Below are 25,995 nucleotides of genomic sequence, written 5' to 3'. Positions count from 1 at the left end.
CTACTAATGAGATTATATTTCAGTTGCCATAAAAAATGACATTTTTAGTACTGGATGCACTCAGTTAAAATTTCCTATTTTAGAGCTCGTTAAATCAGAGTAAATAATGAATTCAGAAATAGAGAAGATTAAGGAGCGTCTTAAGGGCGGAATGATTGATTTTATAGTGGAGGGAGACACTGGATATGACCAGTCTGATGTAGAAAGCTGCATGCAAATTATTGATAGATATTTAGTTAATATAGGTAAATCAGCTGGGAAAGAAGAGGGGATGAAGGAAGTGGAAAAGGCAGTGTTGGCGTTAAACACACTGAATGAGAAATGTGGAGATGAACTCATCGAAACCGAACAGCGAGAAGACATTTGTGAGATTATTATTATAGCGGGACATGATAAAGGATATAACGATCTTTCATATCATATTACAGAGGAGTGGAGAGAATGGTAGAGCAATTATTAAATAATTGACCCTAAAAGATGACACCCCAGGAAAATTTAACTAAATACGGCTACCTGCTTCCCAATGTATCTACACCAGGCGGCAGTTATCTTTCGGTTAATGTAAGGGACAATATTGCCTATGTAGCGATTCAGTTTCCTATTCTAAATGAAGAGTATTTGTATCTAGGCAGGCTGGGCGATGAGCTGGATACGACAGATGGTTATAAGGCCATGGAATTATGTGCGCTGAATGTGTTGGCCCAAATCAATGAAAAGGTAGGCTTTGATAATATAATTGGTTTAAATCATATTGAAGCCTATTTTCAATCAGGTGATGATTGGGATGATTCTCCAAAAGTTGTTAACGGAGCGTCAGACTTGTTTGTTAAAATTTTAGGAGCAAAAGGGGAGCACTCAAGAGCTATTTTCGGAGTACATAAGTTGCCCAGAAACTTTAGCGTGGGACTTACCGCTTCATTTACCATCCTTAAATGAAATAACTATTTAGGATAGCACCAGACTTTTAACATGGAATTACTCTATATATTTTTTCTAATTCATTGCATTTATGCAATTAGCGTAACTCGGAAAATATTCAAATCAATTATATTTAACCGGAGAATAAAATGGTTAAATACTGTCTTAACCTGGTTGCTTCCTTTCTTCTGGGGAGCCATTGTAAGCTACATAATTAAACCGCCAAAATATGAAGTCATTACAAAGCAAAACAGGAAAGTGAAGCCAGGTGGTAATAATACTGATAACTGGCAGTCATTAACCGGCTACGGAGAAGGTGGCAATGTAAATTTATAGTCAGTTCTATTTTTCTATCTTGCCATTTAAGGCCTTCCGCACAGCCTTTTTCTTTATTGCTACAAACTATCATTTTACACTCCTCTCACACTGGTTAAATCCCTTTCTTTCATCACTACGGCCGTAGTCCCCCTTCTTACTTAAATGTCACTGCGGCCGCAGCTCCCTTCTCTTATATACATCACTCCGGCCGTAGCTTTCGTCTATCTTGATTATCACTACATCCACAGTTACCTTTTTTCTTAATAGTCACTCCGACCGCAGCTCTATTCTCTTTTATTCGTCACTCCGGCCGCAGCGCAGCGGAGAGCCGGAGTCCCAATCAGCAACATAATAACCAGAGAACAATAAATAATATTTAAAAATTAATATATTTGTTTCTCTTGAACTAGATAATCCATCTTTAAGTCAAAGCAATGTCTTCAAAAACTCTGATAATAGCCCTCATTGTGTGTCTTACGTCTCAATTTAGTTTTAGTCAGAAACCTGATCAGCTCACCGACACCGAGAAGCTCTATGGCCTTTCAAAATTTTGGCAGGAGGTGAATTACAATTTTGTCTACTTGTATAAGATAGATAAGGCTGATTGGGATCAGCAATATCGTGAGGCCATAAGTCAGGTTTTGGAAACCAAAAATGATTATGAATATTATAGAGTGCTACAAAGGTTGAGTGCCTATCTGAAGGACGGGCATACCAATGTCTGGTTTCCGAAAAGCATAAGAGACAAAGTATCTTCCACTGATTTTGGTGATTATAAGATTGTGCTTAAAAGCATTGAAAATAAAGCCATTATAGTCCAGATAAATGACGATAAGAAGAAGGATTTGCCACCAGGTAGCGAGATTATAAAAATAAATGGCCTTGCTACTCAAGAGTATATTGATGAAATGGTTAAACCATTTATATCTACCTCATCTCCACATGTTTTATTAGACTTATCAGTGCAATACCTGCTGGAGGCATATGAAGGCACTGAGTATGATATAGAAGTGAGAACACCTAAGGGAAAAGTAAAGGAATTGCATCTTATCGCGGGTGCATCTGGGGAAGTGAAAATGTATCCGGAGCAAGAGGAAGCTCAGTTGTTGGAGTTTAAATGGCAGGAGAAAGGTGTAGCTTATCTGGCCTTTAATTCATTTTCTGACTGGAAGATTATGGATTTATTCTCAGAGATAAAGCCCGAGCTTGATAAAGCTGAAAAGTTGATTATTGACTTAAGAAATAATGGTGGAGGTAATGATGCTGTGGCTCGAGAACTCATCAAATACCTCACTAATGATACGCTTTTGTATAGAGCAAAATCACAAACCAGACAGCATATTCCAGCATATAAGGCTTGGGGGCGCAAGGTTTCTGTGCAGGATACGTCGAGACAATCATTTTTGAAAGATTATTACCTGGCCAATCATGATCTGCTGTTTTATTCATTGTCTTCTGAGGCCTATAACACCAGTAATTTAAATATTGACCGCATTGAAATACCCACGGCTATTCTAATTGGTCACCTAACGGCTTCAGCAGCAGAAGATTTCCTCGTTTATGCTGACAATCAAGAGCATATGGTCACTTTTGGAGTGCCAAGCTTTGGAAGTACAGGGCTGCCTATGAACTTTGAGTTGCCTGGTGGTGGCGTGGCAAGGGTATGTGTGAAGAAGGATACTTACCCTGATGGTCGGGAATTTGTCGGTATGGGCATTCAGCCGGATGTATTAGTGGAAACGTCTCTGTCTGATTTCTTGTCACATAAAGATCCGGTGCTTGCTAAAGCGCTGGAATATCTGGAGAAATTGAAATAACTATGAAGCTAAGGTCTTTAATTTCTAATAATCTATAAATGAATAAATTACATTGTTGTGAAATGATGGATTACCACACTTCTTTTCACTGTAGTCGTCATAAAGATAAATACGAGTGCCCTGACACTTTGATTGACTATTCTTCACAAACTAAATCTTATAGAGTTATCATTCATGATGGTGGTACTTCAGGAATTGAAATGAATTATTGTCCATGGTGCGGTACTAAAATTTCACCTAATGAAGATTAATGATGATGTAGAATTAATTCAGTTCAATGGAACATTGACATCCTTAAATCCTCAGGCCTCAAACGAAGATTATTGGAAGCTAATTGGAGAAAGGGGGATTGTAATTGAGCCAGGTGGGAAGAGAGTACTTGTGAAATTTGAGTGTGATTTGGATAGTTATGGTCTGGAAAATCATAATCCAATAAAGAATAGTTTATGGATTCTAAGGCAAGATTTAAAATCCGTTTCAAATGAATAATTTCTTTTCATAAAAACTACACGTTGACTCTCAGTTTCCTCCCTTTACACCTCCAAGCCGTAACGCACCCTGGAGCCGTAGCATTTTTCTCTCATTTTATACAGAATATAAAATTTATGCTACTTTTAAGGTTTCGGACTTTCTAAAAAGTCGCCAAAACAGCGACTTTCTTTATCTATGGACAATACAAAACTGGCTACCAAGCCACATTATCAAATCTTAGACGGACTTCGTGGGGTTGCGGCTATCATCGTAGTATTCTTTCATCTTACAGAACCATTGGCCACGGGCCATTTGGATAACGTGGTTAATCACGGTTATCTGGCAGTAGATTTTTTCTTTCTACTATCTGGTTATGTTATCGGTTATGCCTATGATGATAGATGGGGTAAGCTTACCACCGGCGGCTTTTTGCGTCGCAGGCTGGAAAGGTTACAGCCATTGGTTATTCTGGGTATGACACTGGGGGCAATAGGTTTTTACTTTACAGATTCCACCATATGGCCGCTTATTCATACGGTTCCATTTTGGAAGCTGATGGTAGTGTTGCTTATCGGTTATACACTACTCCCGCTACCACTTTCCATGGATATTCGCGGTTGGCAGGAAATGCACCCGCTCAATAGTGTGGGCTGGTCTCTATTTTTTGAATATGTAGCCAACATTCTTTATGCCCTTGGGCTAAGAAAACTTTCCAATAAGGCACTTACTGTTTTTGTGATACTATGTGGAGCCTTGCTGGTTCATTTGGCTGTAACCAGCCCTAACGGTGATGTAGCTGGCGGCTGGACGCTCAATTTTGAACATATGCGTATAGGAATAACCCGAACCCTGTTCCCCTTCTTTGGTGGTTTGCTGCTTCAGCGAGTGGCTAAGCCCAAGCAAATAAAAAATGCTTTTTTGTGGTGTAGCCTGCTCTTGGCTGTTGTGCTATTCATGCCCCGAATAGGTGGTGCAGAGCATCTTTGGGCTAACGGTCTATTTGAATCTATATGTATCATTATTATATTTCCACTTATCGTATACATGGGGGCTAGCGGCGTGGTACACGGCAAAAACGAAAATAAAATATGCCAGTTTTTAGGCGATCTTTCTTACCCATTATACATGACACATTATGTGCTGGTCTACTTCTATGTAGCCTGGGTGAGTAATCACAGCGGCATTACCCTGGCAGGAGCATGGCCATATGCATTACTGACATTTGCCGGTGCTATAGTGCTTGCATACGTTAGTTTAAAATGGTTTGATGAGCCTGTAAGAGCTTGGTTAAGGAAGAAGTTGCGATGATTTCTTTATGAATTGATCCTAATTAATAAGTAAAGGTCTATGGAAACGACGGAAAATAAGGAAATAAAGAATGACCAATTGTGGTTGACATTATTTACAGTTATTCCTGTGGTCTCAGCCAGTAATCTTGGACGTGAGTTGTCGCTCCTATTAGGTATTAATAGTATATTGGTAAGTGCTATAGTTGGTGGGGTAGGAGGAGCTATCGGATTTGGATTATATCAGTTTACAAAAGAATCTAGTATGATAGCGGGGGTATTGACTTTGCTAGCATTGTTTATATCCATAATCATGTTGATTATAATAATTGATTCTCCCCGTGAAGATAAGGCGATTATAAATGAAGAATGGGAAAGTCAGCAAATCGGAACATTGATATTTATTTCAACAGATAGACTGGAGCTACAGACTAACACATCATAAAGTACACAACAAGGAGCATTAATAGGGTTGAAGATTCTCTCAGAATTAATGATTTTTAGAAATAGATCCATATGAGAAGTAGTGTATTTGTAATCTTGGTACTTTTAATTTCCTGCATCAATAAAACCCAAAATGAGCAATCGAGCTCATCTTCTGAGAATGCTGTAGGGTTAACTGAGGATCATGACCCGCTAAAAGATTCAAAGGAGAGTGAGTCAATAGAGATTCATCCGAATAGAGAACCAATTCAAATTGACCATTTAAATTTATCAGATCTTTCGTCCAGTAAATGGACATGTTCCGTTGCTCCTGGATGTACAGATACATTATTACTGAATATTAATCAGGAGGGGCGTGAATACCGCTGTGAAATGCTAATAGATAATAAGATTATTTATGATGTGAGATATGATACCCTGTTCATTCAAGAGTATGGTCTGGTATCTGAAATTGATGCTTCAAAAGGAGAAGAAGTAAAATATACTTATAAATATGTTCTGATTAATGAGAGCCTGAGAATGGTTGTGGATCAGGGAATTTCAGAATTTATTTATAAACAAAATTAAAACATGGTTAGGAAAATAATTATCCTTATTACCTTGATAGTTGTCATCATAATAATGGGTTCCCTTTGTGGGCGACCATTCATATAGGAGATAAGGCCGAGCCTATGCTCTAAGAAGAGTCCATCCAATGGCTCTGAGCCATCGGATGGTTCATGCACAGCCTGCCCTTTCCATGGAATTTTATTAAGTGTGCTGAAGCTCAATGACCATGTCATGGTCACCAGCACTTGCTATTACTTTTTGAATTAATTCAGGAGCCACCGACTTTTCCTGCGCATTACTCTCTTCAGCTTCAATGCCTATTTGCGAGAAAAATTCACCAAAGCCTTTAGGACTGTGAATGTTCACCCACCTACAGGTGGCATCGTGCTTGTTGGTAAAGGTGTGTAGCGTTTTTGGAGGAATGTCTACAGACTCGCCCGCTTTCACAAGCTTAGTTTCTCCATTCATCATAAACTCCATTTGGCCTTCTACAATTAAAAAAGATTCTGTGTAAGAGTTGTGATAGTGTGGTGGAGGACCTGGAACTTGAGGTGGAGTTTCGCCTAACATCAAATCATAATTTCCGCTCATTGGGTAGGCTGTTACCTTATGACCTAGAACCCATTTAGTAGTGATTGTATTCATTTCATGAGATTTTTGTCTCATGAAGGTAGTTCAAGCTTTTGACAATTCAAAGTTTTATGAGATATTTGTCTCATGAAGAATGATTTCTTAGACAAGGGCCGTGTAAATCAGAAGTTGGGTACCAGAGATAATATTTTGGCAGCAGCCCAACATTTTTTGAAAGTGGGGAAAGAATTTACGTTAGATGATATTGCTGGCTATGCCGGAATTTCAAGAGCCACCGTTTACCGCTACTATTCTAATGTGGATGAGCTAGCAGGAGAAGCAGGCTTAGCCATAAAGACAAAGACCCCAGAGGCACTTTACGAGAGTAATAAGGACCGTAAAGTTAGCGAGGCTGTTTTAGAGGTTCAGGATTATTACAATAACCTGGCTTTGGAACATGAAAATGCTTTTAGGAAGTACCTGGCAGTAGCTATTGCAAGCACTTCTAAGCTAAAGCGTGGTGCCAGAAGAGTGAAGACGCTTCAAATGATTTTGAAAGATTCAAAAATCGATAAAACTGAGAAAGAAAACCTTATCCACCTGCTCACAATACTTATGGGAATGGAGCCAATTATTGTTACCAAAGATGTATGTGGATTGGATAATGAGCAGTCGAAAGATTTACTCAAATGGGGCATGGAGAAAATTTTAAAGGGAATGGCCGTTGAGCATGAGTTGTGAATTAATCTTGTGATAAATTAGATGGATTAAAAGACTAAACTTTTCCACTTCATTGTTGTGAATGATTTGATATACAGCATTTATTAATAGATTGCGATAAGTGTGTATTTCACTGAGTTATTTATTCCTGTCCATGAGCATATTCACATTTCATCTGGTAAAAACCAATCATATCACTGCCTTTAGAACCTTTTTATTTCCACCTTCTAAGGTAAAAGTACCTGGCCTAATACACTGGGAATGCATGACTTCGATGACTTTAGGAGCACCTGTTTTTTCCACTTCTAGAATACTAGTTCGACAAATGGCCGTGTTTGCCCAATGGGAAAGTGAAGCCGCTCTTGATCATTTTCTGGAGACTCAAACATTTGGTAAGATGCTGGCAAAAGGTTGGCATACGCGCATGACCTTTTTAAGGCAGTGGGGACATATCAATGAATTTACAATGCCGGATGTTAATATTCAAAAGGAAGAACCTGATGAATGCGTGGTGGCAGTAACCATTGCCCGTATGAGGCTTACAGAATTACCCAGATTTATTCAATGGGGGAGGCCAGTAGAAAAATTGGTGCGTGATCATCCAGGTACAACTTTATCTCTTGCTGCCATTAAATTTCCCAGAACGGTTTCTACATTTTCTATCTGGAAATCTAGGAAAGAAATGGAGCGGATGGTTCATGGACATAGTGCTGTTTCCCAGCCCAAACGGCATAAAGATGCCATGAAGGAGCGAGACAGAAAAGATTTTCATTTTGAATTTACGACACTGCGTTTCAGGCCTTTTTCGGAGAAAGGGACCTGGGAAGGTCGAACAAATATTATCTCCCAACTTTATCCGCTTGAATTAGTATGAGATTGGCCTCTTCAAAAGCTCCACAATTTATCGATAACATGAACAAAATCATCCTTTCGTATATCATCATAATTTTTATCCCTCTGTTGGCAAGTGCACAGGTAAATGGAGTTACCCACAGAATAAAATCTGGACCTGCAGTGGTAAAGGCTACTAGTCTGAAAGATGGGTTGCTAAGTTTTCTTGATAGCAAGGATGAGGTGTGTCTGGCAGGGAAATGCACAAATATGGGCCATTTCAATATCATAAAGTATGCTCGAGGAGGTGATGAGTATTTTGCTATAAATACTGTTAGATTTAACGATGGCGATGATGTAATACTTGAAATCTTACTTGATGAAAATGATAATCATAGCCAGGCTACTCAAGATATGTACATGTTTACGGATACACTGCTTTACCCAAAAAATGAAAACATAGATTTTTTGATACCACAAGGAAAAAAAATGAGTTTAATTTATCGTGGTGAGAGGTTTTCAAAAGTAAGTGTAGGAGTTAATGAAAGCTGTTATACAGGATTTGTAGAAACTGCTAAAATTGCTGATGTCATATTTAAGAATGAAACTGATGATGGGTGCATAGATCGTTATGACAATAACTTAATGATTAGAAGGGAATTATATGATGATGAACTACCGGGCATATATCAGGCTACCATTAGTACTTATTCAGAAGGAAAAACTTTGGAAGAGGTGGTCAAGTTTGAATTGGTCTATGATAATGATCTTTTGAAGGTTGCGTATTCTGCTATCCAATTTGCTGATGGTAGCAATGCGAAAATATTCATTAATACCATTTTGAAATATGATAAAGAAAGTAAAACCTTCTATTATAATGAACGTGGACATAAGTTCGTATATCAACTAGGCGCTGAAAATACTTATGAAGGCAGCAACGGAAAACGATATAAGATTGTGAAGATAAAGTAGAAAACTCAGCGGCATATTCATATACAAAAAACAAATCAACCATGTTTATAATCAATCTCACATATAAAGTACCATTAGAAAAAGTAGATCAATATCTACAGGAGCATGTCGCCTATTTAAATGAGCAGTATGACTTAGGCCATTTTGTAGCCTCAGGCCGGAAGTTACCTAGAACAGGAGGGGTGATTCTATCCAATATGAAAGTTAAGGAAGATTTGATTCAGGTTATAGAGCTCGATCCGTTTAAAAAGCATGATCTGGCTGACTTTGAGATCACTGAATTTGTTCCCAGTAAGGCTATCAATGAATTGAGTTTCCTGATTCAGTAGTAGTTTAGTGTAAAATATTCATTTCTAATCAATAGTGAAACATACCATAGATCATATTTCTAAAGAAGAATATCCTGAGGTGGTAGAAGTTTGGGAGGCCTCCGTGCGAGCCACTCATGATTTTCTGGCAGAAGCAGATATTCAGTACTTTAAGCCTTTAATCCTGAATACTTACCTTGATGCGGTGGAGCTAAGGTGCGTGAGAAATGAAGTAGGAAAAATAGTTGCCTTTTCAGGCGTGGCAGATCAAAACCTAGAGATGCTGTTCATTCATCCAGACTATAGAGGTTTCGGAATGGGCAAAACCTTATTGAATTGCACAATTGAAGAGTTGAATGTGCAGCAAGTAGATGTTAATGAACAAAATGACCAGGCAGTAGGCTTTTATCTGCATAATGGGTTTGAAGTTTATGGCAGATCTGAACTAGATCCCACAGGGAAACCGTATCCTATTTTGCATATGAGATTGTCTCAATGATAGCCTGAAAATCTAAAATATAGTATATTGTACTATGGGACAATTAAGAGAGTATTATGAAAGAATAGTTCAGCTGCAGGAGTCAGAGTGGAATTATATTGCCTCCCATTTTGAAAGAAAGGTTTTTTCTAAACATGATATCATAACCAAGCAAGGAGAAATAGAAAACTATCTTTCTTTTATAGAAAAAGGAGTGGTGCGTTATTACATCCCTGATGACGATAAAGAATTAACATTCAACTTCAGCTTCAATAAGAGCTTCACATGTGCTTATGATTCATTCCTAACTCAAAAGCCATCAGAATATGAGTTGCAAGCTTTGGTAGATACCGTTGTGTGGCAGATTTCTTATGAAGATTTACAGCAGGTATATATGAATACTCAGGCAGGAAATTATTTGGGTCGACATGCTGCGGAGAAACTTTTTCTGGCCAAAGGAAAGAGAGAACTATCGCTTTTGAAGTATACTGCCAAGCAGAGATATTTAAATCTTTTTAGTGAGCAGCCCCACCTTTTAAAATGCATCCCCCTTAAATATATTGCTTCTTATCTTGGTGTTACTCCTCAAGGTCTGAGTAGGATAAGAAAGCAAATTAGTTAACATAGGTTCATTGCTTGCCTCAGAGCATTGTCTGTAATTTGTCTAGAAATATGAAAAGGCAAATTTTAGCTTATGGAAACCCTATGCTACACAAGAAATGTAGCGAAATAAATACGTTCTATCCCGATTTAGATAAGATCATTGAGGATTTATGGGACACCATGCGATACGCTAATGGATGTGGTTTGGCGGCATCGCAGATAGATCTTCCCTTGAAGCTTTTTATTGTGGATAGTAAATCTACTTTTGATAGCTTGGATAATGTTGATCGAGGTGTATACTTCGAGGGTGATCACGGTCTGCAAGAGACATTTATAAATGCCCGAATATTATCTCAGTCTAAAGAAACATGGAATGATCTGGAGGGCTGTTTGAGTATCCCCCATTTGTCATATCAAATATCTCGTCCTTGGGGAATAGAGATAGAGTACTATAATCGTGATTTTGAGAAGCAGATTAAAGTGTTCAAAGGGTTAACAGCTAGGATGATACAGCACGAATTTGATCATACCGAAGGCATTCTTTATCTTAAATACCTTAAGCCACTTACTAGAAAGTTGATGGTCTCCAAACTAAAGAAAATAGCCAATGGACAAATCGATGTGCCTTATCCCATGAAATTTACAAAATGAATTAAATCTACTGGCGCAAGTGTGTACTTGTGCCTCCATATCTTCAATGTTTATTAATAAACTCCACCAATCCCATCAGCTGACTATCTTTTTTACCTAATACCTGCCCTTCATCTGCTATCAGTGGCAGGTCTGGTGTAGTGCCATGGGCATCCAAGGTTTTACCGTTTCTCTGGAAGGAAAGCATGGTCGAAACCTTTACGCGGATTTGTGAATGGGGGAGATTTATTTTCTGAGAATTGCCGCTGGAGCCATCTGTAGTAACACCGGCTATGGTCACTTGCGGTAGTCCTTTAAAAGCAGCTGTAAAGACAGTGGCAGCGCTAAAGCTATTTTCATTGACTAAAATATAAACGGGTTTACCGTAGTGCTTGTCGCTACCTTCCAATACCATATAATGTGGAGCGCTAAACTTTGAGTGATTAAAGGTCTTTTCAAGTGTAAAATCGCTCATAAACATATCAATGGCGTGTCTGCATCTTGCATCAAAATACTTATAAGGAAACAAGAACCGGGGAGGCATGGATTCATGTTGCATGTCAGGTTTATCTGTGCGCAGATAAGCCACATTGGCTACCCATGGAGATGCTTTAGGATCAATGATATATGAGCCAATCTTTTTTATCAAGTCTCTTCGGCCTCCGGGATTGAATCGCAGGTCTATGATGAGTGCTTTGGTGTCTTTCATCACCACAAAGGCTGAATCAATAGCAGCTTCCAAACCTTTGTAATCTGCAAGGTGATACATCGAAGGTATGGATAGACAGCCAATATTTCCATTCAGTATTTTATATAGATGATTGAATTGACCTTGTTTAATCGAGTCATTTATAGAATCTTGCTGACTTTCTATATTTGATTTATAGCTATTAAAGGCGTGGCTAAGCTGTATGGAGATAGTTGTATCTGAAATATTATCCGTTAATACTACCTCTACGCTTTTCGATACATTTAGATTATTGGAAAAATATAGTTGGCCCAATTGCTGAATAGCGGCTATACTTCGACTAAGACGGGCCTCCCAAGGTGCTTTTTGAGGTTTATATACCAGAGAGTCTAAAAGTTGATCTATAGACATGCCATTGATGGACTTCACATACGGGAAGTTATTGAGGTAGTATCGATAAATGTCTCCGGAAGGTTTTAAGGCTACCACTTCACTGTTGAGCGGGGCAAGAGTAAAAGGCAGTTGCAAAATGTAAGCGGGGAAATCACTGGTGTTGATCCTTTCGTTTTTTACACTGGAATGTCTATCTCCTATGCCAGACATGATTCTAGCCAGGTTATGGGCTAACTCATTAATATCTACACTGTCGGGGTGAAGTGCTAAATGGCTCTTAAGTAAGCCGATTTCCTTTTTATAATCAAAGTCCGTGAGGTGAATGTAAGAGGATTTTTCTTCTAAAATCCTTTCAAACTCCACTATGTCTTCAAGCGCTTGGGTTGAGGTGATTTTGTCAGGGTAAACAGTGTTTGCATTGTTGTATCTCAGTACTTCTTGCCTGTTTTCAAGGGTGAAAATGCCTGTAACTTGCTGGATATTGTTATTTTGTGATAATATCAGGTCAATTTCTGTTTCTGGCGGTTTTCCCATTTCAGTAAGCACTTGCACCAGGTCTTCTGAGAATCTCTTTTTCCATTTATTACCATATTGATTTTTGCAGAAGGATGTGATGGCTTCTGTAGGGTAAGTGCCTACCTTTTTGAGCGTAAACCATTCTCCATTAAACCTCACTACTGGCTGATCCCGTGCATCCCATTTAACTGCCGTAAAAGGAGAGGCTTTTTTTAATTCTAAAACCTGACCAGATCCTGTGGCAGCCAGGAGACATAGGCCAATGAGTAAGTAGTAAATTCGCATGTTTTTAATCTTAAAATCTGCTCTAACTTATCTTATGCAAGCCCTGCCGGGAAATGTAATCGACAAACCCACCCTGATTATCGACAACCCAGGCGAGTTCATCGATTTAGCTGCGGGGTAATTTTTTATATTTACGGTGAACTGAAATCTTAGATGAAACAACCGAAGATCATAAAGGCCATTAAAATCACTTTTCATTCAGGGTTAATATCCGTGCTTGTATTTCTCTGGGTTAAAAAAGCGCTGGAAACCTTGCCGGATCAATGGCTTTTCTTTCTTACTAGTGATGCCACTGAGAATGTTCTCATCGCAGGAGTGGCCTATGTATTATTTTATTATGCCTTTACCTTTAGGAGTATATGGCTTAAGGCGGCAATGATTTCAAGCCTCGGGCTTATTTTGGCAGGTCTTGCAGCACTTAAGGACTATAGGATCCATCAATTGATTTCTGGAAGATCCACTTTTGACTATTTCAGCAGTTTTCTGGGCATTGCCTTACTTTTTTATCTTTTACTATATTTCATCAGCCGGATAGATGAATTCAATAGATTCAAGAAGCTGGAAAGGGAGCTGGCGGTGGCTCAAGAGCAACTCCTACGCAATCAGCTTCACCCTCATTTTTTATACAATGCTTTTAACTCTTTGTATAGCTTATCATTAAAGAATAGACCTGAAGTTGCCGATTATATTCTGAAATTATCAGCCATGATGCGCTACATTACTGATGATGTGAGCCTGGAAAAAGTGCCTTTGTCTAAGGAGATTGATTTTATTCAAAAGTATATTGCCATAGAAAAACTAAGATTCGGAACGGATGCTTCTATCGATCTGGTGATAGAAAAAGATGAGAATGAAGAGGTTTTTATCGAGCCTTTTTTACTGATTCCTTTGGTAGAGAATGCTTTTAAACATGGATTTTACACCAATGCGAAGGATGCTTATGTTCATTTAAAGCTAACCATTAAAGCGGGTGAACTGGTGTTTGAAGTAAAGAATAGTGTGGCTGAGAAGAAACATTTTCAGCACAGCCCAAGAAAGGGCAGAGGATTAGATAGTTTGAAACAAAGGCTGAATTTACTTTATCAAAAAGACTTTTCTCTCATGATTAGACCAGATTCCCACTGTTTTAGATCCAAACTAACTATTAATCTGAGTAAATGAGCAGTCACCAGGTCATAATCATTGATGATGAACCTCTAGCCATTGATGTAATTGCCCATCATCTGAAAAGGTTTCATGGCTATGATGTGCTTGGCACTTTCACTGATGCTGTGGAGGCTTTTAACTATCTAAAGGATTCTCGATATCAGGTTGATCTGGTATTTACTGATATCGCTATGCCAGAGATTTCTGGTATGGAACTGGTGAAGTCGTGTAAAGATAAAGCGAAGTTTATCATGACTACCTCATATAGTGAATATGCTGTAGAAAGCTTTGATTTAGAGGTGGTTGATTATCTATTAAAACCCGTTTCCTTTGACCGGTTTTCTAAGGCAATTACCCGTTTTGAGAAGGGGCTTACCAGTAATACAGAATCTGCAGAACAGCCTTCCTTCTTTGTGAAAGATGGTGAAGAGTTCATCAAAATCCTGGTGAAAGAAATAGATTATATTCAAGGGCTAAAAGACTACGCTAAAATAGTCACAGGTAATAAATACTGTCTGGCGCTGAAGACACTTAAGTCCATTGAGGCCTTTTTAATTCCTCATCAGTTTATGCGCATTCACAAATCCTACATAGTGCCACTCAATAAGATCGACCAATATAATGGTAGATCTGTATTAATAAATGACCAGGAAATACCTGTGGGAGGCAGCTACAGGGAAGAACTGAAGGCGTATTTGAAGGATAGGAGGGTGTGAAATGTTTGAGTTTATTATTATCTTATTAATAAGCCAAAGCAAAATGTTTCATGCCAGAAAAGCGTCTTTATTTAGAGTCAGACCGTGTTTACCATATTTATACCCATGCTAACGGAAATGAAAAGCTTTTTCGCTCAAGCGGAAACTATCGTTATTTTTTAGTAAAGTATGGACAATATGCCTACCCAGTGGTAGAAACTTATGCCTATTGTTTAATGCCTAACCATCTCCATCTAATGATAAAGGTAAGGCCGGAAGATAAATTAACTGGCTTAAAAGGATTTGAAAATTTGGGTGGTACTGATTTATCAAAGGCGATAAGTAGAAAGTTTTCTCACCTTTTTAATGGTTATACTCAGGCTTATAATAAAATGTATGATAGGAGGGGTAGTTTATTCATTCCGCGCTTCCACCGTAAGTTGGTTGATTCTGATAGCTATTTCACTACCTTAATTGCTTACATTCATAATAACCCTGTAAACCATGGTTTCGTAAAGCATGCCTCAGACTGGCCCCATAGCAGCTGGCATAGTTATCTATCCGATAGACCAACACGAGTAGAGAGAGGAGAAGTTCTTGAATGGTTTGGAGGAAAGGAGGTCTTTGTTGAGGTGCATAGGAGTTTGGAAAGGAAGGATATAAAATTGGAGTTTGAAGACTAAATTTTATTTTAAATCCCCCAGCCCTTCGAGGGTTTTCGTCGTAACGTTGAAAACCCTCGAAGGGCTGGGGGTTAAATAAATCAGCTATTCCTACTCATCCTTCAGCACATCCACCGGGTTAGTCCTTGCGGCTTTAACCGACTGATAACCAATAGTAAGCCAGGCTATCATAATCGTGGCGAAACCGGCAATAACATAGGTGACAGGCTGCTGATCTACTTTGTAGGCAAAGCCAGAAAGCCAAATGTTCATTACGTAGATGGAAATAGGCACTGAGACTATAAAAGCCACTATTACTAATAAGGATAGGTCTTTAGAAACCATTACTAGTATATCTTTTATGTTGGCTCCTAATACTTTTCTCACACCAATCTCTTTAAACCTTCTTTCGGCTACAAAAACTGACAGCGCATAAAGCCCCATGCAGCTGATGAAAATGGAGATGAAAGCAAAATATTTGATGAGATTAAAAGTCTTAAAGTCACTGTGATATTGCTTAATGATATGGTCGTTTAGCGTGAAAGCTTCAAAAGGAGTGTCAGGAATAATTTCTTTCCAGATAGATTCTAAACCAGCCATGGTTTTCGAGTAGTTTTGAATGTCTGCTTTCACCACAAGCTGGCCTACCTCGCCATCGCCACACAACAGCATGGTGGGCTCTATGTTTTTATGCAATGAAGTCTGGTTGATGTCATCTATTACCCCAACTATGCGATAGTTGTATTCCACATTACCCCATTGGCCATATAGGGTCTGGCCTACAGCTTGTTCCGGTGTGAAACCAAACTGAGAGACAGCCTCACGATTGAGGATAACACGTGCAGATACAGAATCGTCTTTTATGTCTGCTCTAAAATGTTTTCCTGCTATGAGCTTCATATCCAGTGCTTTAACATAGTTCGCATCCACCCAGTTTTGGTAAAGATGAACAGCCTCATTTACACTTTCGCCTTGCTTGTATAAGAACAGATCACTAAAAATATATTCTCCCGGTATGTAGTTGCCACCGCCTACTTCTGAAACTTCAGCCAGCATTTTGAAGCGGTCCTTGAGTAAAGGCGCTTTTTTATCTAAGTCATTGGCTAAAGGTATAATTAACTTTGAGCTTGGCTGAAAACCCAGATCTTTATTCTTTATGAAATCTACCTGATCGGAGATCACCAATATGGCACTGATCAGTACTATGGAAATTACAAACTGACCTACCACTAACACCTTTCTTAAAAGAGCGGCACTGCCTTTATCCTTATTCTTCCCTTTTAAAACCACCGTAGGTTTAAAGGATGATAGATAAAAGGCGGGATAAATGCCAGCCACAAAAGCGGTTACAAATAAGAATATCACCATGTATTCAATGATCTGAATCGTATTTTTAGCATTGAATGCAATGGGCTGATCTACCAGCTGGTTAAATATAGGTAACGTAAGGCTGGCCAAACAGAAGCTTATTATTAAAGAGATAAGCACCACGATAAATGATTCGCCCAAAAACTGACCTATGAGCCCTCTGGATGAGATTCCCATTACCTTTCTTACGCCTACCTCTAAGGCACGATTGCTGGCCTGAGCGGTAGATAAATTGATATAGTTCACACATGCTAGCGTAAGAATAAGTATGCCTATGGCAATCAAAACATTGATGAAAGTTAAGCTCACGCCTTTTCCGCCAGTTTCGAAGAATAGATCATTCGTATGGATGTCATTTACAGGTTGTAAGGCCATTTTTTTATCCATGCCATAGGCTTTCATATCTTCAGCGCCGTTTGTTCGGAAAAGTTGGTCTATTTTATCTACTACCGTTTCAGAAGATGCATCATTCTTAAGCTTTATGTAGGTGATGGCCAGGTTGTTCGTTACCCACTGTGATGATAGGCTTTCTATAAATTCATGCCAGCCGGCATTGGAAAGTGAGATAATAAAAGAGGGAGAGAGATGAGTCTTGTAAGAGTCTTTGTCATAAACGGCTGTTACCTCATATTCTGAAACTCCCATGCCGGTGCTGATCTTTACAAGTTTGCCAATGGCATTCTCGCTTCCGAATAGCTTTTCTGACCATTCCTTTTCTAAAACCAGCGCATTAGCATGTGGTAGTGGTTCATCGGCATTACCGGCAATAATGTCGTATTTTAATATTTTAAAAATTGATGAATCTACTGCCGCTCCACCTTGAATATAGTAAGAATCATCTTTCTGGTAGATAATGTCCTTACCAAAAACCTCTGTGGTGAGTACTCTGGCGGCCGTTTCTACTTCAGGAATTTGCTCTTCAACGGCTGGCGCCACTGGTACAGAACAAGAAGCCAGCTGAAGTGTGCTGCCTCCTTTTTGAGTGATATCTGCCGTTACACGATAGACATTCTCTCCATGTTGCTTGTCATATCCCAGCTGCTCAGACACATATAGAAATAGCAGCAAGCAGCATGCGATACTTACAGAGAGACCCAGAATATTGATCACAGTAAAAAGCTTGTTTCTTACCATGTTTCTCAGCGCAATTTTGAAATAGTTCTTAAGCATAAGGATTTGTATCTGTTTCAAAAGCCTTTGCCAATATGTGTGCCATTGTTTTAATATATTGATAATCAGTTGGTTGTGTGGAATTGGTGCGTTGAGTGTCTGAAATCGATCGCCCACTGGCAAACACCACTGATCAAAATCGGACAAATGTGTGGTCTAATTTGATGAAACTGTAGTACCTTCATCATTTTTATTATATTGACTCATTATTGAGGATAATAAATAAGTTAATTCACATCCGTTTATTGAATAAATGAAAGTAAGAAATCATACAATTTGGATTAAGGCTAAGTATTTTATGGTCGAGGTGGTCATTGTTCTGCTGATAACACATGTGATTCAATTCATAAGAGCAGACTTTGACTTTCATGCGATCAAATACAGTAACTTCGATTTGAGTATGGCGATCTTTCTTGGTTTGGGAGGAGCTTTTCAGCAGAATAGAGTGAAGTATTCATTTAGCCAAATTCAGCATACGGATGATTTTCAGAAATGGGTAAAGTTGTATTTTGATCAGTTTGAGGCAGTAATCATTTATGAAACTTCTCATTTGATCATTTATGAAGTGGCAGAAACCTCCAGGAGTTGGTTCAGGCAGTCAGACTTAACTTACTACGAAGTAAAAATGTATGGTGATCAGGCCACCGTTGAAGGTCCGTCTTATAAACTTCCTAAAATCCTCACTTAGAGCAAATTGAAAAATTTTTTCGCTTTTCTGTGATTTTTTAATCCTTCCCTTTACTAATACTTTGAGTTTGGATGGAGAAGTTTATTTCTCATTACATTTCAAACATAAGCTGAGCCAGGTACCCACAGCATTATCATTTTACAGAAGAAGCTTTCTGTAGATATCATCATGTAAAATAAGATTTTAACAGCGGCTGAAACTATCAGTAACAGGATAGCTATGCCCTTAAAAAAGAACATATGAAAAAGATAATGGCACTTTTAAGCTTTTTAATAATCACCACTATAGCAATAGCCCAGGACATAACTGGCACCTGGAATGGCCAGCTTGAAGTACAGAAAGGACGAACGCTGTTGTTTATATTTAACATAACCAAAGGCGATAATACTTTTAGTACTGAAATAGCCATTCCCAGCCAGGGTGTAAAAGGTGTTTTGACAAGTTCCACCACGCTGGAAGGTGAAAAGCTGGTTATCGATGCCTCTAATGTTGGTTTTAAATACACAGGCACGTGGAGCGCTAGTACTCAGAAGATTGAAGGGGTTTTTCAGGAAGGCGTAAACTCCGTTCCATTAACGCTCACCCGTGAGGAACTCAAAGAGGCACAGCTCACCCGACCGCAAGAACCTGTAAAGCCATATCCATATCAGGAAGAAAACATATTGTTTGAGAATAAGAAGGCAGGTGTGAAACTGGCCGGCACACTAACTTTGCCAGCTGGTCCCAATAAAAAGGCGCCGGCGGTAATACTCATCTCAGGCAGTGGACCACAAGACAGAGATGAGTCTTTTGCTACTCATAAGCCTTTTTTGATATTGGCAGACTATCTCACCAGGAGAGGAATAGCCGTGCTCAGATATGATGACAGAGGCTTTGGCGAGTCTACCGGTAACTTTGCGGCGAGCACCACGGCCGACTTTGCCTCAGATGTGAAAAGCGCCGTGGATTATCTCATGTCCAGACAGGATATTGACCATAAGAATATAGGCCTGATAGGCCATAGTGAAGGAGCGATCATTGCGCCCATGGTGGCCAATCAATGTAAGGAGGTAGCCTTTATAGTAATGCTGGCTGGTACGGGCACCTCTGGCAGGCAAGTGTCTCTACAGCAGGCGGTAGATTTTAGAAACTTCCCGGTGGCTGATGAGCAGCAGTATGAAGATTATATAAAAAAGGCCATTGACATCGCCGCTGCCGATAAGGAAGTAGCTGAGGTGATAAAGGAGCTGACTGAGTTTTACAATAACTCTGCCTTGCTGGCTTCACTGCTGCCGTCAACCGTAGATAAAGAAGAATTTATCCAAAACCTGGTAGCCACCAGAACCACGCCGTGGGTAAGGTATTTCTATAATTACAACCCTGCCGATGAAATTGAAAAGCTAAAGGTCCCGGCTCTGGCCCTTTATGGAAGTAAGGACACCCAGGTGCCTCCAAAATATCATTTAGAACCAGTGCACAAAGCCCTTAAGGCCAGCAAATCTAAAAATCAACAAGTAATACTAATGGATGGACTCAACCACCTTTTCCAGCATTGTGAAACCGGCAGTGTATCTGAGTATCCTCAAATAGAGCAGACTTTTGCGCCGGAGGCATTGGATGTGATTGGAGACTGGGTGATTGGAGTGATGTGAATAATAAAGGTGGGGTTTTAGATCAATTTAGTTATATTAACTATTGAACTAAATTAAAATTTTTATGGAATTAATTACATTAACTGCTGCTGCTGTATCCTTTATTATTAGCATTGTTCTAATTTGGTCCATTCTCTCTATTGCTAGATCTAATAAGAATATTGAGAATTATATGGAATATATTGCCAATCAAATTTATAAAGCAAATCTTCATAATGGTGTTTTGGATAATGAAATTTCAGATGTAGAGAGAAAAGCTCGAGAGTACGATAAGTTGAATAGACAATGAGTTGTCTTTACTTACGTCGAAGGAAAATATTTCAAACTAAAAAAATGAAATACATATCACTTTATTGCTTTAACCATCGCTGGTGCGAGCTTCTGGCTCGTATCACTCTGTTTGCCAACCATCCATTTTTTATCAATGAACTACACCGTTATGACCGTCGCTGGTGCGAGCCTCTGGCTCGTATCACTCTGTCTACTAACCTCCATTTTGTTATCAATGAACTACATCCAATAACTGTCGCAATAACCCGCGTATCGAGCCAAACATCCTAAGACTACAATGTATATGAGCATTCGCTCAGAATGAGATATTCGCATATTATGTGAATAATACTCCTATCTCCCAAAATTAATTTCAATGACTTATTATAATTTTTGTATATATAATTTTATTGTTATGTTACTTTTTAATTGTAAACCTTAGTATTTTGTTGAAAATTTAATAGATCAACTTTTTGGGCATTGTGTATGATTTGGCAGGTTGATATAAAAGAAATAAGGGAATGTTTTGTTTCCCTTACACGGATGTTAGACTTAATTAGTTAAATGGACGAAGAAATAGAGGAAACTAATGAATTGAATCAAATCGAAGATTATGAACTCTTTGAGTCGGCAATCGACAATTTCATTTTGGAAATTGATGCATTAGCTGAATCCCTTCCTTTAACTATTGGATTGATTCAAATCAAGTACCAGTCGAATGGTAAAAAGTTGGATAAATTTTTTGAGAGCAAAACAAAAGATAATGATGATAAGTCCTTCAAGATTCCATTAGATGACTTTAACGAATTCAATCGTTTAACTCGAGAACTCAAAAGCTCAGAAGCAGCCTTTAACATATTACCGAGGACATTCGTGGTTTCACTTGTTAGCCAATATGATGCATACTTAGGTGAAATTTACCGTAGCTTATTTCAAACAACTCGTGAATTGATATTTTCTCTAGAAAGAGAAATGTCATTTTCAGAAATTCTAAAATTTGAAGATATAGAGGAATTAAAGGACCATGTCGTTGAGAAAGAAATTGAAACACTTTTGAGGAATAGTCATTATGAGCAACTGAAAACTTTAGAAAAAAGAATCACTAAGTTAACTGACAAGGACTTCACCCTAACTTCCCAACTTCCAGTTCTTCCCACTTTCATAGAGGTTACTGAAAGACGAAATCTATTCGTCCATTGCAATGGTTTAGTGTCAAGGCAATATTTAGATGTTTGCAAAAAACATAACGTACCTGAGATAACTGGTATTAATATTAACGATCAATTGGATGTTGACCCTCTGTATTTTGAGAAAGCATACCATGCAATCTTTGAAGTTGGGGTGAAATTAGGCCAAGTACTTTGGAGAAAATTTCTACCAGAGAAAATAGAAGAAGCCAATTTGAATATCAATAGCATTTGTTACGACTTGATTGTAACGGGCTATTTCGACTTGGCAAAAGAGCTCTTACATTTTGCCACTGAGGTAGTTCCAAAGCGGGGAAGTGAAGAAACACGTAAAATGTTAATGATAAATAGAGCTCTTTCGTATTACTTGGATGGAGACAACAAAGGGTGTCTTAAAATTCTTAACAAGGAAGACTGGTCTATTGGAAATGAGTTTAAGTTGGCTGTTGCTGTTCTAAAAGAGGATTATGACCAAGCTCGACAAATGATGTTAAAGATAGGTTCGAATGATGAAAGATTAGATAAGGATGCCTATCAAGAGTGGCCTCTCTTTCAGAAATTTAGAGAAAATAAGATTTTCAAAGACACATTTAAAGAATTATTCAAAGAGGAATTTGTGATAAGAGAATTACCTGAAAAAGCATTCATTGGGTTATTAGATCAGATTAAGAAGAAAAAAGGTAAAGAAGCCAAAACTGAACCTAAAAAGAAATAAGTCTAACAAACACTAAAATGAATACGCGAACTGAGCATTTTGACATGACATTGCACACAAGAATCTTTTCTGCTTCTAGCAACTGGGGCGCATACTCATTTTAGCTAGGCGTTAGTCACAAGCAAAAAAATATGTTCAAAGGGATTTTTAAAAATAGAAAAAAGGAACCTTCTAAAGTTGAAACTTGGAAAAAGCTTGAACTCTATGAATTGTTTGATGACCTTGACAAAGCGGAAAAGATATTATCTGAATTGAGCGGAGGATATTCTGGAATTTTTGCAGATGTAGAGGAATTTCATAGAGAGTTTGTTGAGGAATTAAACGACTTGAAATATCAAAATGTTCCTGATTTTGAACATATCTGTATGTGGTTTGCACCGACTTCAGCTTGGGACGATTTTGTCGGACTGGACGGAATTGAATTAGGAAATAGGATTTATGAAAGAGCAAATAAATGGAATAATGCCAGTGTCTAATAACGGCTATAATTCCGCATGGAGACAGTACAAAAAAACAAAAGTAAAACATATGACCAGCTTGATTTCGGTGTGGAATAGCCCAACCGTCATGAAGCACTAACCAAAATTACACAATCATTCCCTTCAAGCTGGTGATAGACACTTCTTTATATTCTTCTAATTTCTACTTCTTAATGGCTGTTTTTCAGGGGGTGGTACTGTCATTTATTATCATCTTTCGGAGACCAGCCGGTAAAAGCAACCTCTTTTTCGGCTCGCTTGTCTTTTTGTTCTCACTCTCCCTTTTGCACCTCATTCTGGAAGAGTCCATCAGCGCATTCAATGCCAAATTCCCCGTTCCGATGGAGTTCAGTCTGACTTATGGTCCCCTGGCATATCTCCATGTTATGTATATCAAGGATCCAAAGAGAACTTTTCGAAAAAAAGACCTATTTCATTTTTTGCCATCACTTGTGTTGGATGGTATTTTCTTCACTGCCTTCTTTCTTTATATCAGAAGCCATATGGAGTGGGCCTATGCAAATATTCTTACAATACAGTCCATAGCCTTGGCTATTTCTTATTTAGGCGCTGCACAACTAAGCATTTACACCTATTTTATCTATAAAGAATCCGTTGAAGCGAAAAGAGTGCTGAAAGAGTTTCAAAATATCAAAAGATGGCTCAACTTCCTGATTGGTTCATGGAGCCTGATCATTGGCTTTCTGGTCCTGGCCATTCCGATTGGGTTAATCTTTATTGAGGATTTAGATGGAAATTCATTTCTACTGTATAAGCCTTTGGGAATCCTGGTCTGTTTATGGATATACTTTCTGGGGTATATGTACTTGTTAAAATACGCTCCAGTGATAGAAGTTTATGCTGCTCGCATAGCGAAGTTTAGTTTTTCAGAACATGAGCTGGATGACCGGAAGAATCACCTCCTAATTGCGCTCAAGGAAGAAAAGCTCTATCAGGATTCAAGCCTGACCATTGCCAAGTTGGCCAATCACCTTAATTGGCCAATTAATAGTTTGTCTATTCTAATTAACGAATCTCTACACACAAATTTCAACGATCTCATTAATCAGCATCGAGTGATGGCTTTTAAAGAACGCATTCTTCAACCCGACAGCCATAAGTACTCCATTATGGGATTAGGGCAAGAGGTAGGCTTTCGTTCTAAGGCTTCTTTTTATCGTGCTTTCAAGAAGGAAACAGGTATAACTCCTACTCAGTTTATCAAGTCTCAGGCCTAGAGGGGTTTCATATGGCTATTTGAGACCTTTCTGGTTTGATTCTTTCCCAGTATACTGACACTTTTGGGAAATATGAAAAGGATATTTATCGCACTTTTAAGTACGTTAATTCTGACTCACTACAGCTTTGGGCAGAGTAAACTAGTCAATGTGAAATCTAAGAAATTTAAGACCTCTGAAGGTCTTAAGATCGAAGGAGAAGTTGGCTATCTGGAAGTTTCTGAAAACCGAAAAGATCCATCAAGCAGAAAGATTCAATTAAAATACATCCATCTTAAGAGTCTTTCAGAAAACCCTGCCACTCCCGTAGTGTATTTGGAAGGAGGCGGAGGAATGAGTACCTGGGAAGCAGAAAGTCCAAAAGATCTGCACGATAGAATTGACATTTTAGAAGTGGCAGACCTCATCTTTTTAGATCGAAGGGGCTCCAGCGATGAGGCGCTCACCTACATTTGGCAAGAAGATTTTCCCGCCGACTTTTTCGTTTCTGAAGAAATTGCTAATAAACATTACCAAAAGTTAGCTAAAGCTGCTTTAGAGAAATTTAGCAGAGACAAAGTTGATGTTACTGGATATAATATTGAGGAACATGCTAAAGATGTAAATGATTTGATGACAGCCCTGGGGCTAGATACCTATACCATCTTCGGATTTAGTTTTGGTACCCACATTGGGATGACAGTCATGGAATTGTATCCTGATCGAGTGGATAAGGCAATTCTGGTGGGAGCTGATGCTCCTAATCAGGCCTTCAATTTCCCACAACACTTGGACGCACAGGTAAAAAAGATTGGTCATCTGATAGAAAAAGAAGGGACGCTTAATATGACCGCAGGGGAGTTTGAAAAGTTGTTAAGGGAAACAATGCAAAAGCTAAAAGAGCAACCCGTCTCAATCCTGGTGAAAAACCCTTTGACAAAAAAAGAAATAGAGCTGAAAATAGGTGATTTTGGACTTGCGCTCGTTTTACGATTAGATATTGATGATTATTATGACATCCCTGTGATTCCTCGCCTACTTTATTCTATTAACACTGGTGATTATTCCCTACTTACCTGGTTTGTGCAAAAAAGGATTTCATTCGCAATTGGGTTACCGGGCCAGGGTATTAACCAGCAGCTAGCATCCGGTTCAAGTCAGGCAAGGTGGTCTGAAATTCAAAAGGAAGCTCAGGAAAGTATATTTGGCAATGTGGTTAACTTCCCATTTTCAGCCGTAAAAGATCACTGGCCTACTATAGATCTTTCATTTGATCCTTCCATTCCTATTAAATCAGAGATCCCTACCTTGTTTATAACCGGCACACTAGACTGCAGAACCCCGGTACAACAAGTAGAAGAAACCATAGAAGGATTTGTAAATGCCATACACGTTCAGGTAGAGAATGCTGGACATGAACAGGCTCAATGGGATGCAGACGTAGCAAATAAAATCGTCCCTACCTTTTTAAAAGGTGAAACTAATATATCCACTAATGCTTACTATTCAGAGATTGAGTTTATCCAATTAACTGGGAAAGCATCGGGCCATCCTTCGATCAAATAGAGCTTCGTAATCGAGTAGACGGCTCTGACTCAAATTGAGCCAGAGTTCGCCTCTCACACCACACGGCGTGCGGTCTTCGTACCCCTAGCTGTTCGTAGTCTGCGACTACGAACTTTGTAATGATTACCAGTGTCTCTGACACGGTATTGCATAAATCATTTCTATCGTTTTAGGTAATAATTGTTTGGCTTCAACTGGTAGTTATAGAATAAGATCTCCATTGCTGGTGCGAGCCTCTGGCTTGTATCACTCTGTCTACTTATCTCTACATCCAATAACTGTAGCAATAACTCGCTCATCGAGCCAAACTTCCTACGACTACTAATGAGATATTCTTAGACTATGTGAATAATACTCTTATCTCCCAAAATTCATTTCAATGACTTATTATAATTTTTGATGTA

General features: G+C 38.7%; 29 protein-coding genes. 26 read left to right on the top strand and 3 right to left on the bottom strand.

What is annotated here, in order from left to right:
* Nucleotides 1-106 precede the first annotated feature (106 nt).
* The 9 genes from LVD16_RS21950 to LVD16_RS21910 all read left to right on the top strand — a co-directional run bounded on the left by LVD16_RS21950 (nt 107) and on the right by LVD16_RS21910 (nt 5,821).
* Complete coding sequence (locus LVD16_RS21950; protein ID WP_233770438.1) at nt 107-448, top strand: hypothetical protein; 342 nt, start codon at nt 107-109, stop codon at nt 446-448.
* A gap of 29 nt (nt 449-477) precedes the next feature.
* Nucleotides 478-936 carry a RidA family protein gene (locus LVD16_RS21945; RefSeq protein WP_233770437.1) on the top strand — a complete coding sequence of 153 codons (459 nt, stop codon included), beginning with the start codon at nt 478-480 and terminating at the stop codon, nt 934-936.
* Between the two features lie 156 nt (nt 937-1,092).
* A complete protein-coding gene (locus LVD16_RS21940) occupies nt 1,093-1,254 on the top strand; it encodes a hypothetical protein (protein WP_233770436.1) in 162 nt (53 codons plus the stop codon).
* A 416-nt stretch (nt 1,255-1,670) separates the two neighbouring features.
* Nucleotides 1,671-3,053, top strand: coding sequence for a S41 family peptidase (locus LVD16_RS21935; protein ID WP_233770435.1), 1,383 nt, complete (start codon nt 1,671-1,673; stop codon nt 3,051-3,053).
* A 38-nt stretch (nt 3,054-3,091) separates the two neighbouring features.
* The gene (locus tag LVD16_RS21930; protein ID WP_233770434.1) at nt 3,092-3,304 is read left to right on the top strand and encodes a DUF6980 family protein; all 213 of its coding nucleotides are present in this window, start codon (nt 3,092-3,094) and stop codon (nt 3,302-3,304) included.
* The gene (locus LVD16_RS21925) at nt 3,294-3,542 is read left to right on the top strand and encodes a hypothetical protein (RefSeq protein WP_233770433.1); all 249 of its coding nucleotides are present in this window, start codon (nt 3,294-3,296) and stop codon (nt 3,540-3,542) included. The genes LVD16_RS21930 and LVD16_RS21925 overlap by 11 nt, the downstream gene beginning before the upstream one ends.
* 177 nt (nt 3,543-3,719) lie before the next feature.
* Nucleotides 3,720-4,832, top strand: coding sequence for an acyltransferase family protein (locus LVD16_RS21920; RefSeq protein WP_233770432.1), 1,113 nt, complete (start codon nt 3,720-3,722; stop codon nt 4,830-4,832).
* Nucleotides 4,833-4,871: 39 nt separating this feature from the next.
* Complete coding sequence (locus LVD16_RS21915) at nt 4,872-5,255, top strand: hypothetical protein (protein ID WP_233770431.1); 384 nt, start codon at nt 4,872-4,874, stop codon at nt 5,253-5,255.
* Between the two features lie 71 nt (nt 5,256-5,326).
* The gene (locus tag LVD16_RS21910; RefSeq protein ID WP_233770430.1) at nt 5,327-5,821 is read left to right on the top strand and encodes a hypothetical protein; all 495 of its coding nucleotides are present in this window, start codon (nt 5,327-5,329) and stop codon (nt 5,819-5,821) included.
* A 183-nt stretch (nt 5,822-6,004) separates the two neighbouring features.
* Here the strand turns inward: LVD16_RS21910 and LVD16_RS21905 are convergent, their stop codons facing one another.
* A complete protein-coding gene (locus LVD16_RS21905) occupies nt 6,005-6,469 on the bottom strand; it encodes a cupin domain-containing protein (protein ID WP_233770429.1) in 465 nt (154 codons plus the stop codon).
* 51 nt (nt 6,470-6,520) lie between these two features.
* Between LVD16_RS21905 and LVD16_RS21900 the strand changes: the two genes are divergently transcribed.
* The 7 genes from LVD16_RS21900 (at nt 6,521) to def (ending at nt 10,936) form a co-directional block, all read left to right on the top strand.
* On the top strand, nt 6,521-7,114 hold the full coding sequence (locus LVD16_RS21900) for a TetR/AcrR family transcriptional regulator (RefSeq protein WP_233770428.1): 594 nt from the start codon (nt 6,521-6,523) through the stop codon (nt 7,112-7,114).
* Between the two features lie 133 nt (nt 7,115-7,247).
* Nucleotides 7,248-7,967 carry a hypothetical protein gene (locus LVD16_RS21895; RefSeq protein ID WP_233770427.1) on the top strand — a complete coding sequence of 240 codons (720 nt, stop codon included), beginning with the start codon at nt 7,248-7,250 and terminating at the stop codon, nt 7,965-7,967.
* Between the two features lie 38 nt (nt 7,968-8,005).
* On the top strand, nt 8,006-8,896 hold the full coding sequence (locus LVD16_RS21890) for a hypothetical protein (protein WP_233770426.1): 891 nt from the start codon (nt 8,006-8,008) through the stop codon (nt 8,894-8,896).
* 41 nt (nt 8,897-8,937) lie between these two features.
* Nucleotides 8,938-9,225, top strand: coding sequence for a YciI family protein (locus LVD16_RS21885; protein WP_233770425.1), 288 nt, complete (start codon nt 8,938-8,940; stop codon nt 9,223-9,225).
* A 34-nt stretch (nt 9,226-9,259) separates the two neighbouring features.
* Complete coding sequence (locus LVD16_RS21880; protein ID WP_233770424.1) at nt 9,260-9,703, top strand: GNAT family N-acetyltransferase; 444 nt, start codon at nt 9,260-9,262, stop codon at nt 9,701-9,703.
* Nucleotides 9,704-9,737: 34 nt separating this feature from the next.
* On the top strand, nt 9,738-10,304 hold the full coding sequence (locus LVD16_RS21875) for a Crp/Fnr family transcriptional regulator (protein WP_233770423.1): 567 nt from the start codon (nt 9,738-9,740) through the stop codon (nt 10,302-10,304).
* A gap of 50 nt (nt 10,305-10,354) precedes the next feature.
* The gene (def, locus tag LVD16_RS21870; RefSeq protein ID WP_233770422.1) at nt 10,355-10,936 is read left to right on the top strand and encodes a peptide deformylase; all 582 of its coding nucleotides are present in this window, start codon (nt 10,355-10,357) and stop codon (nt 10,934-10,936) included.
* A 43-nt stretch (nt 10,937-10,979) separates the two neighbouring features.
* Here the strand turns inward: def and LVD16_RS21865 are convergent, their stop codons facing one another.
* Nucleotides 10,980-12,797, bottom strand: a complete 1,818-nt coding sequence (locus LVD16_RS21865) for a S41 family peptidase (protein WP_233770421.1) — start codon at nt 12,795-12,797, stop codon at nt 10,980-10,982.
* Between the two features lie 153 nt (nt 12,798-12,950).
* On the opposite strand from LVD16_RS21865, the gene LVD16_RS21860 reads away from it, so the two are divergent.
* Genes LVD16_RS21860 through LVD16_RS21850 form a run of 3 tightly spaced genes read left to right on the top strand, consistent with a single transcriptional unit; the run spans nt 12,951 to nt 15,321 of the window.
* Nucleotides 12,951-13,958, top strand: coding sequence for a sensor histidine kinase (locus LVD16_RS21860; protein WP_233770420.1), 1,008 nt, complete (start codon nt 12,951-12,953; stop codon nt 13,956-13,958).
* Complete coding sequence (locus tag LVD16_RS21855) at nt 13,955-14,659, top strand: LytR/AlgR family response regulator transcription factor (RefSeq protein WP_233770419.1); 705 nt, start codon at nt 13,955-13,957, stop codon at nt 14,657-14,659. Before LVD16_RS21860 ends, LVD16_RS21855 begins: the two co-directional genes overlap by 4 nt.
* Before the next feature lie 50 nt (nt 14,660-14,709).
* Complete coding sequence (locus tag LVD16_RS21850; RefSeq protein ID WP_233770418.1) at nt 14,710-15,321, top strand: transposase; 612 nt, start codon at nt 14,710-14,712, stop codon at nt 15,319-15,321.
* A gap of 90 nt (nt 15,322-15,411) precedes the next feature.
* Here the strand turns inward: LVD16_RS21850 and LVD16_RS21845 are convergent, their stop codons facing one another.
* Nucleotides 15,412-17,838 carry an ABC transporter permease gene (locus tag LVD16_RS21845; protein ID WP_233770417.1) on the bottom strand — a complete coding sequence of 809 codons (2,427 nt, stop codon included), beginning with the start codon at nt 17,836-17,838 and terminating at the stop codon, nt 15,412-15,414.
* Between the two features lie 253 nt (nt 17,839-18,091).
* On the opposite strand from LVD16_RS21845, the gene LVD16_RS21840 reads away from it, so the two are divergent.
* The 7 genes from LVD16_RS21840 to LVD16_RS21810 all read left to right on the top strand — a co-directional run bounded on the left by LVD16_RS21840 (nt 18,092) and on the right by LVD16_RS21810 (nt 25,591).
* Nucleotides 18,092-18,526 (top strand): hypothetical protein, encoded by a 435-nt coding sequence (locus LVD16_RS21840; RefSeq protein ID WP_233770416.1) that lies wholly within the window; start codon nt 18,092-18,094, stop codon nt 18,524-18,526.
* Nucleotides 18,527-18,765: 239 nt separating this feature from the next.
* Nucleotides 18,766-20,157 (top strand): alpha/beta hydrolase family protein, encoded by a 1,392-nt coding sequence (locus LVD16_RS21835; protein WP_233770415.1) that lies wholly within the window; start codon nt 18,766-18,768, stop codon nt 20,155-20,157.
* A gap of 64 nt (nt 20,158-20,221) precedes the next feature.
* Entirely contained in the window at nt 20,222-20,446 is a 225-nt protein-coding gene (locus LVD16_RS21830) for a hypothetical protein (protein ID WP_233770414.1), read from the top strand.
* A gap of 545 nt (nt 20,447-20,991) precedes the next feature.
* Complete coding sequence (locus LVD16_RS21825; protein ID WP_233770413.1) at nt 20,992-22,329, top strand: hypothetical protein; 1,338 nt, start codon at nt 20,992-20,994, stop codon at nt 22,327-22,329.
* Nucleotides 22,330-22,460: 131 nt separating this feature from the next.
* The gene (locus LVD16_RS21820) at nt 22,461-22,805 is read left to right on the top strand and encodes a hypothetical protein (protein WP_233770412.1); all 345 of its coding nucleotides are present in this window, start codon (nt 22,461-22,463) and stop codon (nt 22,803-22,805) included.
* 176 nt (nt 22,806-22,981) lie between these two features.
* Nucleotides 22,982-24,046 carry a helix-turn-helix domain-containing protein gene (locus LVD16_RS21815; RefSeq protein ID WP_233770411.1) on the top strand — a complete coding sequence of 355 codons (1,065 nt, stop codon included), beginning with the start codon at nt 22,982-22,984 and terminating at the stop codon, nt 24,044-24,046.
* 150 nt (nt 24,047-24,196) lie between these two features.
* Nucleotides 24,197-25,591 (top strand): alpha/beta hydrolase, encoded by a 1,395-nt coding sequence (locus LVD16_RS21810; protein WP_233770410.1) that lies wholly within the window; start codon nt 24,197-24,199, stop codon nt 25,589-25,591.
* Nucleotides 25,592-25,995: the final 404 nt, after the last annotated feature.

Source organism: Fulvivirga ligni, assembly GCF_021389935.1.
Classification (GTDB): domain Bacteria; phylum Bacteroidota; class Bacteroidia; order Cytophagales; family Cyclobacteriaceae; genus Fulvivirga; species Fulvivirga ligni.
Note: the sequence above shows the minus strand (reverse complement) of the source record. Positions and strands in the feature narration are given on the sequence as shown.